Here is a 13118-nt window from a genome sequence, read left to right on the forward strand (position 1 = left end):
GCAGCGCGCGAAGTCTTTTGATTTGGTAAAGCCCGAGTGGGGCGCGTCACAAGTGGCGGGTGATGCCTCCGGTTTCGCGCCCCCCGGGGAGTCAGCCGAACTGGCCGGGCTGGTAGTCGCCGGCCGGCGTCGTGAGCACGACGTTGAGGCGGTTGTAGCTGTTGATGAGGGCGATCAGGGTGACGAGGGCGATCAGTTGGTCCTCGTCGTAGTGCTTGGCCGCGTTCGCCCACACCTCGTCCGGCACGCCGCCCGCCGCGTCCGCGATGCGGGTGCCCTCTTCCGTCAGTTCCAGTGCGGCGCGCTCGGCGTCGGTGAAGACGGTGGCCTCGCGCCAGGCGGCGACGAGGTTCAGCCGTACCGCCGTCTCGCCGGCGGCCGCCGCGTCCTTGCTATGCATGTCGGTGCAGAACCCGCACCCGTTGATCTGGCTCGCGCGGAGCTTGACGAGTTCCTGTGTGGCGGTGGGCAGCGGCGAGTCGTCGATGACCTTGCCCACCGCCATGAAGTGCTTCAGGGCCTTGCCGGCGATCGGATTGGCGAAGGCGTTCAAGCGAGCACCCATGGTGGGCTCCTCTGCGGTTCGTTGCCGTTGCGTGCTTACACAGGTCTGACGGAACGACCCGGCAGGAATGTGACAGCCCCTGATGTGACCTGGGTCTCGCCTCCTCTTTGGATGATGTTGACCGGGACATGGCATCTGGTTGACGAAGCCCCGCCGCACCCCGCTATACGTTCGGCCCCATGCCACCACTCCCCCCACACGCCCAGCGGGGCCGCCAGGCCCAACTCCCCGTCCTCCCCTACCGCAAGCCCACCAAGGGCCGTGACTACTGGGTGCTGAACGACGTGCTCCCGGACGTGGACGCCGTACGGGAGCGGTGTCTCGCCAAGGACGACTGGGTGCAGGGGTATCCGTACACCTCGGAGACCTGGCCGGGACTGCGCACCATGCCGGGCCTCGAACCGTCCGAACTGGGGCGCATAGAGCGGCTGGTGAAGCAGGCCACCGGCGCCAAGGAACTGTGGGTGCAGCAGGCGCCCGGCGGCGGGACCCTCAACCACAACTGCATCCAGGTCGTGGGGGAGGGCGAGAGCGAACCCCGGCCCCACACCGACTCGCGGGCCCTGTGCCGGTACGCCGCCGTGCTGTACCTCAACCCCTCCGTGCCCAAGGACTGCGGCACCAGCTTCTACCGCCAGCACCTGCCCGGCGGACGGCTCGGCGGCAATGTCGTACAGGCCCCGCACAACAACCTCGTGGAGGCGCTGGGTACGCGGTTCGTGGCGCCGGACGCCTTCGAGGAGGACGTACGCGTGCCGCACCGATACAACAGCCTGCTGCTCTACCACGCCAACCTCGTGCACAGCGCGACCGGTTACCACGGCAGCACCCTGGAGGAGAAGCGGATGACCGCCGTCTTCTTCTGGATGGCCTGACGGAGCGCGCAGGCAGCTCGCCGGCGCCGCCGGGCGGGTCAGTAACGCAGTGCCCTCCCGACCTCCGCCTTCACCCCGCCCGACAACTTGCGGTTGCTGCGGGCCGTCGCCGTACCGGACTTTCCGGCCGGGACGTCGGAGACGGTGACGACCACGGTGTCGATGAGGTTGCCGCCCGTGTTCTTGAACTCGACCTGCACGGCGAAGGACTTGGCCGAGCCGGCGGTGTTGTGGGCGGTGACCTCGACGGTGCTGCGGCCGGCCGAGTCGGTGGCCGGTGTACCGAGTTTCACGGCGTCCTTGGCGTCGACACCGTTCTTCACCTCGTCGAGTCTGCGGCCTGCCTCGGCGGTGGCCGACGCGATCGAGCTGGCGGCCTGTGAGCCGAGGGACTCGACGGCGGACGCGGCCTTGCTGGCGACGGAGGACGGACTGCCGTCGTCGGAACAGCCGGTCAGTCCGGTCACTCCGGTGAGGGCGAGGGCGACGACCGCCGTCAGCGTCGCGCCGCCGTGCCTGTTCCTGGCCATGTCGCCTCCATGAGTCGCCGCTTGACCGGGTTGTCCCTCCAGTGAAGGTCCGTTGCCGCCCGACCGCATGCCGACGTCACCCGAGGGACTCACCCGGACGGCGTAACTCCCCTGGTGGAGGGCGTGCCCCGGCCGGATGGTCGAAGCACCGAAGCACCAGTGACCACAGAGAGGTGGGGCACGGCCATGACGCAGCAGCCGCACTCGACACAGCAGCCGCACTCGACGCCCACCGGCGAGGAGAGGCCCCCGGCCTGGGGCGACTCCGGCCAGGCCCCGGGCACGCGGGGCTACGGCGCACCCCCGTCCGGCGGCGGGCTGGCGGCCGGCGGTGCCGTCTTCGCCGGTGTCCTGATGCTGATGAACGGCGTCATCGCCATCCTCCAGGGCATCTCCGCGCTCGCCAAGGACGACGTGTACGCCCGCGTCGGCAGCTACATCTACAGCATCAACCTCACCGGCTGGGGCATCATCCTGATCTGCCTCGGCGCCGTGGGTGTGGCCACCGGCTGGGGCATCCTCCAGGGCATGAGCTGGGCCCGGGTCTGCGGCATCGTCCTCGCCGGCCTCAGCGCGATCCTCCAGTTCATGTTCCTCCCCTACGCCCCGGTCTGGTCGGTCATCATGATCGCGGTCGATGTGTTCGTGATCTGGGCACTGGCGGCCAACCACCCCGCTCCCGCGGGAGCGAACCGGTAGGGAGCCGACGGGAGCAGTCAGCGGGTGGGGCAGCCGTTCAGTTGACGGCACGCCCACCCTGCGGGGCCCCGCCTTACACGTGGCCGATGCCGCCCCCGCCGAAGGAGCCGCTTCTTCCGGGCAGCCAGCGCTGGCGTTTCTGTTCCTTGCCCGTTCTGCTTCCGGAGTGGTGGAGCTGGTACGGCATCAGTCGTTCCTTCTCCTCCGAAGCGAGGGGCATCTCGTCGGGCTCCCGCATCTCGCGCATCTCATGGACAGCGCCGGTGGCGGGGAGGTGGGGCTGCTCCTCGGGGAGCGGCCGTGGAAGTTCCTGGTCCCGGACCTTCATGCCGAAACGTACGGCCCAGACCAGAGCGCCTGCGATCACCAGGCCACCGAGAAAGGCCACGGTCACGTTGAGCGCGTTGTGTGACGCGGCCAGCAGTTCATACGTTGCCATGCTCATACTCCGAGTATCACTCTTTCGGGGTGATCGTGGCGATATGGGACAGATAGTCGCTCACCTCTGCGGGGTCGCGGGTCAGCAGCGCCACGTGGTTGTCGGGGCGGACCAGCACCAGGGCCGGGTCCGTGACGCCGTACGCCCGTCGGGCATGGCCCTCGTGGTCGCGCAGGTCGGTGTCCAGCGTGAACACCTGGAGCAGGTCCCCGTGCTCGACCGCCAACTTGCCCACCGCATCCGCGACTTCGGTGCCGAAGCCGAGCAGCGTGAACCGCGGGTCCGCGAACACCTGGAAGAGCCGGACCGGACTGCCCGAGGCGTCGAGACAGGGTGCGTCCGGGGCGCGGTCGCCCGGGCGCAGGACGTCGGGGTCGCCGGCGTCGGCCGGGGCGGCCAGTGAACTCCAGCGGTAGCCGGTGCCCATCGGGGGCGGGGCGGCGGCCTCGACACCGGTGCCGGGTTCCTTGACCGCCTCCATCACCCGGGCGTACAGGTCGGTCGATATGCCCAGCGTCCAGGCCGCCACCGGGAGGCGCTCCTCCTCGTAGGTGTCCAGGAGTCCGGGTGCCGCCCCGCCCGCCGTCACCAGGGCCAGCTTCCAGCCCAGGTTGTAGGCGTCCTGGATGCCGGTGTTCATGCCGAGTCCGCCCGCGATCGGATGGACGTGCGCCGCGTCCCCGGCGAGGAGGACCCGGCCGACGCGCATTCGGTCGACCATGCGCACATTGACCCGCCAGACGGAGAGCCAGGTGGGGTCGGCCAGCTTGATGCCGGGCACGCGGGCGTACCGGTCGAAGATCCGCTGGAAGCTCTCCAGTGACGGCGGCAACGGCTGGCCGTCCGCGTCCAGTTCGGGGCCCGCCTGGAACTGGAAGGAGTCGGTGCCGGGCATGGGGCACAGCAGCACGCCCCCGTCCGGCGTGAACCACTGATGCCAGAAGTCCCTGCTGATCCCCTTGGCCGCCACGTCACCGACGACCATCGACTGCGCCGGCTCGGTCGTGCCGTCGAACCGCACCCCCATCGCCTTGCGCACCCGGCTGCGCCCGCCGTCACAGCCGACAAGATGGCCGGCTCTGATGCGCTCCCCATCGGCCAGGACCGCCGTGACACCGTCCTCGTCCTGCTCGAACCCGGCGACTTCCACGCCGAGTTCGACCGCGACCCCGAACTCCGCGAGCCGGTCGCGGAGGATCTTCTCCACCTGCCACTGCCCTATGAGCACGCCTGTGTCGTACGGCGCGTCGGGTGTGGGGCGGGTGTCCGCGGCGCGGTCGGTGTCGTTCACATGCGCGCCGTCGAAGTACTTGCGGAACGGCAGCCTGGTCGTCCCGGTGGCGAGGACGCGCTCGGTGACGCCGACGTCCTCCAGGACCTCCAGGGTGCGCGGCTGCAGGCCCTTGCCCCGTGACTCCCGGTGCGGGACGGGCGCCGCGTCCACGATCCGCACCCCCGCGCCGCGCCGGGCCAGCTCGATGGCCAGCGTGAGGCCGGTCGGTCCTGCGCCCGCGATCAGGACGTCTGTGTCGCTCATGTCGGTCCCCTGCCCGTCGTGCCCTCGTCGTCGCATCCATGGAACATCGCCGGGGAAGAAAATACAACCAGGTATCAGAAGATTCTGGGCCTCGTTCGAATCCTGGTCTCATCCAAGGCCGAGTCTCACGATCTGCTATCCTGGCCGCATGGACGAACCCGCCGGTCTGCGCGAGCGCAAGAAGGAACGCACGCGGAACCTCATCGCGCACGAAGCCCTGCGCCTCTTCCGCGAGAAGGGGTTCGACGAGGTCTCGGTCGTCGAGGTCGCGGCCGCCGCCGAGGTCTCCAAGGCCACGCTGTTCCGGTACTTCCCGACCAAGGAGGACCTGGTCCTGCACCGCTTCGCCGACCACCTGGGCGAAGCGGCCCGGGTGGTGCGCGAGCGCCCGCCCGGTCTGACCCCCACGGCCGCCCTGCGCGACCACTTCCTGGACCGCCTCGCCGCCCGCGACCCGATCACCGGGCTGAACGACCACCCCGAGGTACTCAGCTTTATGGATCTGCTCTACGGCACACCGAGCCTCCAGACCGGCCTGGTCCAGCGCTACCGCAGCCAGGAGATCGACGCGCTCGCGCAGGCCCTCCCGCACTCCGGCGGCTCCACCCCGCTCACCAGACGCCTGGCCGCGACCCACCTGATCGTCGCCCAGCAGGAACTGGGCGTGGAGAACTGGCGGGCGATAGCCTCCGGCCGCACCGCCGACGAGGCCTACGACGAGGCCGTCACGCTGGCCGAGCGGGCGTACGGCCAGCTCATGACGGGTCTGGACACGGTGTTCACGGCCGGGGTCACGGGTGGGGCCACCGACGGCTGAGGTGGACGGCTGACGGTGTAGTCCGCTACACCATGCATCCGGCACCCTGCTCTCCCGCGCCGGTCGCCCTCCAATGCCAACGTGGTGGACATGGGTAAGACAGTGCGGCAGGCGACGCGGGCCACGGCTCACCTCTCCAGAGGTGTGGCCATGGCCTTCGGGACGTATCTCTTCGTCGTCGTGCTGGAGATCGCGACCATCGGGACCGTGTTCGTGATCGGCGCCTGGATGCTGCCCGAGGCGGTCCTGCTGGTACGGCGGATCGCCGGGGCGAAGCGGCGGCAGGTGGCCGGGTGGAGCGGGCGCGGGATCGCCGAGGCGTACCGGCTGCTGGACGGGCTGCCGTTGCGCGCACGGTTCGTCGCGGCGGTGCGGGAGCCCGGCACGCTCAGGGACCTGCGCTGGATGGTCGCCCATTACGGCTACGGCCTGCTCGGACTGCTCGCCGTCCCGCTGTGGATCGTAGGACTGCCCGTCGACGGTGTGCGGTGCGGGCTGCTGCGTCGCCGGGCCGTCGTGCTGCCGCTGATCGGGCGGCTCGCGGACCTCGACGCGCGCTGGTCGGCGGCCCTGCTGAAGCCGTCACCGAAGGCGTTGCTCGCCGAGCGCGTCGAGGAGCTCGCCGAGACCCGGGCCGGAGTGATCGCCGCGCACGAGGCCGAACTCCGCCGTATCGAGCGGGACTTGCACGACGGCACACAGGCCCGACTGGTGTCCCTGTCGATGCGGATCGGACTCGCCAAGCGGGCCTACGACCGGGTCGGTGGCGGCGATCCGGAGGCCGCCCGCGCCCTCCTCTCGCAGGCACAGGACCAGGCGGAAGAGGCGCTGACGGAGCTGCGGCTCGTGGTCCGGGGCATCCATCCGCCGATCCTCACCGACCGCGGGCTGGCCGGCGCCGTACGGGCGCTCGCCGCCAGCAGTGGGCTCGAAGTCGCCCTGGATGTGGAGGAGTTGGCGACCGGTCCGCGCGCCCCGGCGGCGGTCGAGGCCGCCGCGTACTTCCTGGTCGCCGAGGCGCTCACCAACGCGGCGAAGCACAGCGGGTCGGAGCACGCGCGGGTCCGACTGGCCCGTGTGCCCTACGGGTTGACGGTGTGCGTGCGCGACGAGGGAAAGGGCGGTGCCGACGAGGCCGACGGCACCGGACTGCTCGGCATGCGCCGCCGGATCGCCGCCCTCGACGGGACCGCCCGGGTCAGCAGCCCCGCCGGAGGACCGACGGTCGTGGAGGCGGAGCTGCCGTATGCCTGGTAGCGGGCGCTAGTTGGAGAAGTACAGGTACTTCCAGCCGGTGTACGTCGTCGAGTTGACGCTGTCGCCGGACGAACCGTTGATGTACGCGGCCCGGATGCGGGCCTTGATGCCGGACTGGCCGGGGGCGCCGAGGTTCACGGCGACCTTGCCGTTGGTGCCCAGGCCGAAGTACTCGGAGTCGGAGTCGTACCACTTGCCGTTGTAGTAGACCTGCAGGTCGAGCCGCTCCTGGCGGTTCTTGTAGTAGGTCATCGTCGTGGTGACGATCGGCGCGGTGTTCTTGTGGAACCAGTAGTACGACGTCGAGCCGATCTTCGCCGTCTTGTACTGCTTGCTGATCGCGGTGGAGACCTTGACCTTGGCGTAGGCCGTGGCCTTCACCGTCTTGGACGCGTAGCGGGCGTCACCCGCGAAGACGGCCGAGACGGCGGTGTCGCGGGTCATGTCCACGGTGACGGAGATGTTGCCGCTGGAGTTGACCTTGCCGGTCTTGAGGAGCTTCTTCGGCTTGTCGGCGCCGAAGGGGTCCGCGTAGATCGCGACCGTGCGGTTCGTGTAGGTCGTGCCGAGATGCGCGGTGAACTTCACGTCGGCGCCATAGCCGTACAGCTTGCCGTTGTTGTTCAGGGTGAGGCTCGTGGCCGCGCGCGACACGGCGACCTTGTCGGAGGCGCTGACGGCCGCGTGCCCGGTGTCGCCCGCGTAGCTCACCTTGTAGGTGACCGTGCCGCCGACCGGCGGGGTGTCCGTGAAGGAGTACGTGCCGTTCGCCGCCACCGTGACGGTGGGCAGCGCCTTGCCCTTCGTGGACTCCAGGTCGGTACGGGTGACCGTCAGCTTGGCGCCCGCCGCCAGCGGGACCGTCGCCGAGAGCTTGCCGGTGACGGTGAGCTTCTTGGCGCGGGCGGCGGAGGAGGGAGCGTTGACCGTGAGGGTCGGGACGTTCTTCTCCGGGTCGGTCAGCGCCTTGAGGGTGTAGCCGCCGCCGGACTTCCCGGCGAGCACGAAGAGCCGCGAGTTGTCCGGGGCCCAGGTCAGATCGGCCGTCCCGTACGAGCCGACGCTGTACGTGCGGATCGCCTTCGTGGCGTTCGGCCTGTACGTCGTGATCGTGCCGTCGTTGGCCTGGGCGACCGTGCCGTCCGGTGCGATGTCGGCCCGCTGGGCGCCGGGATAGGTGCCGGCCTGCGTGAACGCGCCGTTCGCGTAGGCGTCCCGCACCGTGCCGTTGACGAGCACCTCGTCGGAACCCGGCACCAGGTCGATGTCGTAGATACCGCTGTTGAGCGTGTAGTCGCCGTTGTAGAAGGCGACCTTCTGCGGGGTGGCCCCCGAGACGTCCAGGACGGCCATCGAGTCCGTGGAGATACCGGTCTCACCGAGGGCGAGGACACCGGGCCTGGACGCGGCGGTGTCGAGGAAGCCCGGGTCGTTGATCGAGACGCCGTCGGGCTTCTGCCCCAGCGTCACCGGGTCGGTGCCGCTCGCCGGGTCCACGGCCGGGTCGACCGAACCGATGTTGCTGTCCCACTGGTCGCCGTAGCTGAACCAGAGCTTGCCGGAGGTGAAGGCGACGTAGCGCGGCCCCACGTTGGTGGCGACCGGATAGCGTGCCTTCACGTCGAGGGTGGCCGCGTCGAGCGCCACGATCTCGTGCGTGCCCTGGGCCGCCGCGTAGACGGTGCTCCCGTCGTCGGACACGGCCAGGTCGGTGACCCCGCTGATGCCGCCCGCCGAGGCGAGGACGTTGCCCGAGTAGTCGGTGGCCGCGACCGTCCCGGCCGAACTGTCCCCCACGAACACCCGCTTGAGGGCGCCGTCCGCGACGAGCCCGCCGGGTGTGGTCACGCCGGCGGTCGCGGCCGAGGCCGTACCCGTCGCTACGACGCTGAGCGCCGCCGAACCGAGAAGAACCGCGAGCGCCGTCGCGGTAGAGACAGAGACGCTGCTGCGCATCCGCACGTGCTGTACCCCCACATGTACCCCACAAGGAAAACCGGTCTGTAGACCGGGAGTTGAGAGCGCCGCGCAACATCCGGACGTGACCGCGGATGAGAGACGCGGTGACGCGCGGGGCGCGGCTGCTGAGTGCAGGGTATGGCATGCCTGTGACAGGTGGGAAAGGGACCTGGGCGTGCTTGCGGGGTTCGCGGTGCTTCAACGCCCCAGGCACCGTGCGGGGAGGGCCCACTTGCCCGGGGCGAACTTGGCTCCTACGACCGACCCACCGATGCCGTCCCGGTGGTTCAGGCGGAAAAGTCCTCGCTCTTGATGCCACCGATGAACGACGACCAGGCGGCCGTTTCGAAGCCGAGCACCGGGCCGTCCGTGTTCTTGGAGTCACGGACGGGGACCAGGCCGCGCGGGGCGACGAGGTCTGCGGCGACCTCGATGCAGTCGCCGCCGTTGTTGCTGTAGGAAGACTTGAACCAGCGGAGGGACTCGGTCGTGGTCACAGCGTGCCCTTTCGTACCTCGTTGATCATGGCCACCGACGCCGCCTGGGACAGCGCCTCGGCCTGCAACTGATGGTAGGCCGCCAGCAAGGGAAGTACGAACTTCGTATCGCGCTCCAGATGCCCTCGCATCTGGGATTCCGCGTACGCGATCGCGGACAGGTCCGACATCGTCAGCAGGTTCATGGGGAAGTCGAACGGGCGGCGCTCCCCCATGTCGAACGGAGCGATCTGAAGCATGGTGTTCGGCTGCGCGGCGAACTCCACCAGCCGGTCGAGCTGAGCGCCCATGACCTCGTCCCCGCCGACCCGCCTGCGGATACAGCTCTCGTCCAGCACCACCAGCATCATGGGAGGACGGGGCCGCACCAGCGCCGCCTGCCGATCCGCCAGGAACGAGACGCGTTCCTCCGCCTGTTCGGGCGCGATGGCGCCCCGCCACACGGCGCTGTCCGCCAACACCCGTGCGTACTGCGGTGTTTGCAGCAAGCCAGGAACGATCCCGATGTTGTACAGCCGGATCTCAACGGCCCGGCCCTCATGCTCGACGTACTGCGGGAACCCCTCCAGCATGCTGCCGCGCCGCAGCTCGTGCCACTGGCGTTCGAACGTGTCCACGGTGTCGACGATCCGGAAGGCGACGTCAGCACTGCGCGAAAAACGGAGAGTTGGAATCTTGCGACCAGTTTCCACGGCCGAGATGTGGGTGCTGGAGTACCCCATCACTTCGGAGAGGTCCTCCTGCTTCCACCCGCGGGCCTCGCGCAATGTGCGGATACGCGCCCCGTAGGCGGCTTCCGGACTGCTCTCGGGGTCCAACTCCTTGCGATTGACCACCCGTTACCGACCTTCCCTTCGCAGCCCACAGGTTGAGCGGGTATCGACTCTAGGTCACGCTGAACTCGCTTGGTAGTGGAATCGCTACGGAGAGGAACAGTCGTGTCCGGAAACGTTCCCGGCATTCCCGACGAACACGCGGAACATGAGCACCCCCAACACGTCCCGGCCATCGGCACGATCATCGTGGACTCGCGGGGTCGGGTCGGCACGTTCCGTGGCGAGTGGTGCGGTCTGTGGTCCCTGCGTCCGGTCGGCGGTGGGACCGAATGGACCGTCAATCCGGGGGACTTGACGCCGGCCGGCCCGGAGCAGCGCCTGCGTGCCGAGACCGCACGCGCGAACGCGCGAAGCCGGGGTGAGGTGCTGTGACCGCGCGCGACTTCGACGTAAGCCGCCCGCCGCTCCCTGTTCCCAAGTGCCTGACCTGCGCCGAACTCGCCGCTCAACGCGACGCCGCGCGCGCCGAGTTCGACGGCAGCAAGGAGACGGACGCCAACGTGTTGATGCGTCAGCATCAGCGGCGGGAGCGGCACGGATGACCCGTCGAGAAAAGGGGTCAGTTGAACGCGGGGCCCCCGCGCTGGGACCCTGTCCTCGTGTGGATAGCAGTCATGGCCCTGATCCTGGCGCTCGGCGCCGCCTCGGCGATCGTTCAGGCGCGCAAAGGGCGGTGGTACGCCGCCGGTGGGGTTCTGCTGCCCGTTGTGGGGATGGACTTGATGCTGCTCGGTGGGCTGGAGCGGCACAGCATGTTGTTCTTCTGGGGCGGGGTCGGAGTGGCCGTCGTGGGGTTCGGGATGGAGTTCGTTGCTTGGCGGTGGGCGGCCAGGGCGGACGTGACTCCCTAGACCGCCCTCCGACTCCGTTGATTCCGTGGGCTGTTGGGGTGCGTCAGTTCTGGTGGACGACGTTCCGGCCTGGCCCGCCGGACAGGAAGTCCTTGCCCGCGCCGCCCCACAGCGTGTCGTTGCCGGAGTTGCCGTAGAGGGTGTCGGCGCCCGCCCCGCCGTAGAGCCTGTCGTTGCCCTTGCCGCCGTAGAGGAAGTCGTTGCCGGCGTAGCCCTCGAGGTCGTCGTTGCCGGCACCGCCGGACAGGATCTGGTCGCCGTCGCCGCCGCGGAGCTCGTCGTTGCCGGCGCCGCCGTCGGACGAGCTGCTGTCGCCGTCGGTGAAGAGCGCGTCGTTTCCGTTGCCGCCCTGGGTGATGGTCAGGCCGCCGGTGGCGACGATGCCGTCGTTGCCGTCGCCTCCCCAGGCCACTGCGGCCTTGCCGATGTCGATGCTGTCGTTGCCGGTTCCGCCCGAGACGTAGTTACCGTCCACGCGGCCGGTGTCCTCCAGTCTGTCGTTGCCGGGGCCCAGGTCGATCGAGGCGAAGTAGTACGTCTGGTTGGTCCTGTTGTTGTAGTTGACGACGTCGTTCCTGTCGCCGAGCGTCAACTGCGCGGTGGCGTACGGGTCCTGGCTGTCCACCGTGGTGACCGTGCAGGAGACCTTGGTGTGGTCCGAGGCGGTGGGGTACGCGCAGCCGGTACCCGCCTTGATCGTGACCACGTCGTCGATGACGTACGTGACCTTGTCGGAGCCGCTCACCCTGGACGCGGTGACGGTCACCTTGTTGGTCTGGCCGGCGGAGGCCTTGTACAGGACCTCCCCGCCACCGGTGCTCAGCGCGGCCGTGGCCGGGGCCGTGGCCGCGCCCGCCGTTCCGGCGAGGAGCAGCGGAGCGGCCAGGCCGGTACCGAGAGCAAGGGCCAGGGTCATGGCCGAGGTGGAACGAGCGGGCATGGCGCAACCTCCGTGGGCGAGTTCACCTGCGTACAAAGCCTGTGACCTCTTGCCCATCTGGTCGGTTGTGGTCCTTTTCGTACTGGCGTCGTGCGACCGTGAATTGTCGGACGGGGTTCAGCGTGAATTCATCGAATCGCCCGCCGGTCCACCACAACCATCGCTAGGGGCGGGCCAGTTCGGTCGTGTCGCGGCGGAACGCCCACCGCATCTCCGGTTCCATCGCGAAGCGGAAGACCCGCCGCACCGGCGGTGTGCACAGGGCCGTCACGACCACGGCCGCCACCACCGTCACCGTGATCTCGCCGAGCGGGCCCCGCACCCACGCCGGGTCGTACCAGCCCCAGGACTTGGCGCCCTGGGCGAGGAAGCCGTGCAGGAGATATCCGTAGAGCGTGCCCGCGCCCAGGGCGGTGAACCAGGTGCGGCGGCGCGGTACCCAGGCCAGGAAGCAGATGACCAGGAGCGTCGAGCAGGCGAACAGGGCCAGCGTCATGACCGGGCCCTCCCAGTCGGGTGCGCCGAGTTGGTCCGCGCTCGCGTTGTGGAAGAACCAGGCGTAGTCGAAGCGCGGGACCGACCAGTAGGCCACCGCGAGCGCGCCCACGAACACCGGGACCGCCAACTGCCGTACCTCCGGCCGTCGTACGAGCTGGAAGTGTTCCGGCTTCAGGGAGAGGCCCAGGACGAAGTACGGGAGGAACTGCAGGACGCGTTGCAGGTCCAGGTCGTTGCCGATGGAGGGGGAGAGGGTGGCCAGCATCGCGATCGCCAGGGCGAGCGGGAGCGGGTGGCGTACGTGGTTCCAGACCGGCGTGGTCAGGCGCCAGACGAACAGGGCCGCCAGGAACCACGTCAGGTACAGCGGGTCCAGCAGGCTGATCGCGCGGTCGGGGGCGTGGTCCGTCCAGCGGGTGAAGAGGGTGTACGCCGTCTCGAAGACGACGTAGGGGAGGACCACTCCCGTCAGCAGGCGTCGGATCTGGGGCGGGGTCGCGCGGAAGCTCCGGGAGAAGTAGCCGGAGATGACGATGAACGCCGGCATGTGCACGGCGTAGACGAGCGTGTAGAGCGCGGTGACGCTACGGCTGCCGGAGCGCAGCGGCTCCCAGGAGTGGCCGATCGCCACGAGGACGATCGCCAGGTATTTGGCGTTGTCGAAGAAGGGGTCACGCTGGGCGCGTTGCTTCCCGGGGGTGGGGTTCGCCGTGCCGACGTCGGCGGTGGCGGAGGGGCGTACGGGGACGTCGGCGGAGGGGGTGGGAGAAGCGCGCATTCGGCTCGCCTCACCGCTTCCCCGCGATCCAAACTCCTTC

At 69.3% G+C, this 13118-nt stretch carries 16 protein-coding genes; 7 read left to right on the plus strand and 9 right to left on the minus strand.

Annotated features, from left to right (window positions below):
- Positions 1 to 91: 91 nt before the first annotated feature.
- On the minus strand, positions 92 to 565 hold the full coding sequence (locus tag ABZT04_RS03135) for a carboxymuconolactone decarboxylase family protein (RefSeq protein WP_356052325.1): 474 nt from the start codon (positions 563 to 565) through the stop codon (positions 92 to 94).
- Positions 566 to 744: 179 nt separating this feature from the next.
- Here ABZT04_RS03135 and ABZT04_RS03140 point away from each other — a divergent pair, with 179 nt between their 5' ends.
- Entirely contained in the window at positions 745 to 1440 is a 696-nt protein-coding gene (locus tag ABZT04_RS03140) for a DUF6445 family protein (protein WP_356052327.1), read from the plus strand.
- A gap of 38 nt (positions 1441 to 1478) precedes the next feature.
- On the opposite strand, the gene ABZT04_RS03145 is transcribed toward ABZT04_RS03140, so the two are convergent.
- Positions 1479 to 1970, minus strand: coding sequence for a hypothetical protein (locus ABZT04_RS03145; RefSeq protein ID WP_356052329.1), 492 nt, complete (start codon positions 1968 to 1970; stop codon positions 1479 to 1481).
- 186 nt (positions 1971 to 2156) lie between these two features.
- Between ABZT04_RS03145 and ABZT04_RS03150 the strand changes: the two genes are divergently transcribed.
- Positions 2157 to 2669 carry a hypothetical protein gene (locus ABZT04_RS03150; RefSeq protein WP_356052331.1) on the plus strand — a complete coding sequence of 171 codons (513 nt, stop codon included), beginning with the start codon at positions 2157 to 2159 and terminating at the stop codon, positions 2667 to 2669.
- Positions 2670 to 2742: 73 nt separating this feature from the next.
- On the opposite strand, the gene ABZT04_RS03155 is transcribed toward ABZT04_RS03150, so the two are convergent.
- Positions 2743 to 3114, minus strand: a complete 372-nt coding sequence (locus ABZT04_RS03155) for a DUF6479 family protein (protein WP_356052333.1) — start codon at positions 3112 to 3114, stop codon at positions 2743 to 2745.
- Positions 3115 to 3124: 10 nt separating this feature from the next.
- On the minus strand, positions 3125 to 4645 hold the full coding sequence (locus ABZT04_RS03160; RefSeq protein ID WP_356052335.1) for an FAD-dependent monooxygenase: 1521 nt from the start codon (positions 4643 to 4645) through the stop codon (positions 3125 to 3127).
- Positions 4646 to 4793: 148 nt separating this feature from the next.
- Between ABZT04_RS03160 and ABZT04_RS03165 the strand changes: the two genes are divergently transcribed.
- On the plus strand, positions 4794 to 5462 hold the full coding sequence (locus tag ABZT04_RS03165; RefSeq protein WP_356052337.1) for a TetR family transcriptional regulator: 669 nt from the start codon (positions 4794 to 4796) through the stop codon (positions 5460 to 5462).
- Between the two features lie 90 nt (positions 5463 to 5552).
- Positions 5553 to 6719 (plus strand): histidine kinase, encoded by a 1167-nt coding sequence (locus ABZT04_RS03170; RefSeq protein WP_356052339.1) that lies wholly within the window; start codon positions 5553 to 5555, stop codon positions 6717 to 6719.
- A gap of 6 nt (positions 6720 to 6725) precedes the next feature.
- On the opposite strand, the gene ABZT04_RS03175 is transcribed toward ABZT04_RS03170, so the two are convergent.
- From ABZT04_RS03175 to ABZT04_RS03185, 3 genes are all read right to left on the minus strand, one after another.
- On the minus strand, positions 6726 to 8675 hold the full coding sequence (locus tag ABZT04_RS03175) for an Ig-like domain repeat protein (RefSeq protein WP_356052341.1): 1950 nt from the start codon (positions 8673 to 8675) through the stop codon (positions 6726 to 6728).
- A gap of 290 nt (positions 8676 to 8965) precedes the next feature.
- Complete coding sequence (locus ABZT04_RS03180) at positions 8966 to 9175, minus strand: DUF397 domain-containing protein (protein ID WP_356052343.1); 210 nt, start codon at positions 9173 to 9175, stop codon at positions 8966 to 8968.
- Positions 9172 to 10011, minus strand: a complete 840-nt coding sequence (locus ABZT04_RS03185; protein WP_356052345.1) for a helix-turn-helix transcriptional regulator — start codon at positions 10009 to 10011, stop codon at positions 9172 to 9174. Before ABZT04_RS03185 ends, ABZT04_RS03180 begins: the two co-directional genes overlap by 4 nt.
- 102 nt (positions 10012 to 10113) lie before the next feature.
- On the opposite strand from ABZT04_RS03185, the gene ABZT04_RS03190 reads away from it, so the two are divergent.
- The 3 genes from ABZT04_RS03190 to ABZT04_RS03200 are packed head-to-tail and all read left to right on the plus strand — an operon-like array spanning position 10114 to position 10862.
- Positions 10114 to 10383, plus strand: a complete 270-nt coding sequence (locus ABZT04_RS03190; protein ID WP_356052347.1) for a hypothetical protein — start codon at positions 10114 to 10116, stop codon at positions 10381 to 10383.
- Positions 10380 to 10553: a hypothetical protein gene (locus ABZT04_RS03195; RefSeq protein ID WP_356052349.1), complete on the plus strand. Its 174-nt coding sequence runs from the start codon at positions 10380 to 10382 to the stop codon at positions 10551 to 10553. Before ABZT04_RS03190 ends, ABZT04_RS03195 begins: the two co-directional genes overlap by 4 nt.
- 57 nt (positions 10554 to 10610) lie before the next feature.
- Positions 10611 to 10862: a hypothetical protein gene (locus tag ABZT04_RS03200; protein WP_356052351.1), complete on the plus strand. Its 252-nt coding sequence runs from the start codon at positions 10611 to 10613 to the stop codon at positions 10860 to 10862.
- A 43-nt stretch (positions 10863 to 10905) separates the two neighbouring features.
- On the opposite strand, the gene ABZT04_RS03205 is transcribed toward ABZT04_RS03200, so the two are convergent.
- Both ABZT04_RS03205 and ABZT04_RS03210 read right to left on the minus strand, forming a co-directional pair.
- Complete coding sequence (locus ABZT04_RS03205; RefSeq protein WP_356052353.1) at positions 10906 to 11802, minus strand: calcium-binding protein; 897 nt, start codon at positions 11800 to 11802, stop codon at positions 10906 to 10908.
- A 163-nt stretch (positions 11803 to 11965) separates the two neighbouring features.
- The gene (locus tag ABZT04_RS03210; protein ID WP_356052355.1) at positions 11966 to 13078 is read right to left on the minus strand and encodes an acyltransferase family protein; all 1113 of its coding nucleotides are present in this window, start codon (positions 13076 to 13078) and stop codon (positions 11966 to 11968) included.
- Between the last annotated feature and the right edge of the window lie 40 nt (positions 13079 to 13118).

The sequence above is a fragment of the Streptomyces sp. NPDC005492 genome (assembly GCF_040605995.1).
Classification (GTDB): domain Bacteria; phylum Actinomycetota; class Actinomycetes; order Streptomycetales; family Streptomycetaceae; genus Streptomyces.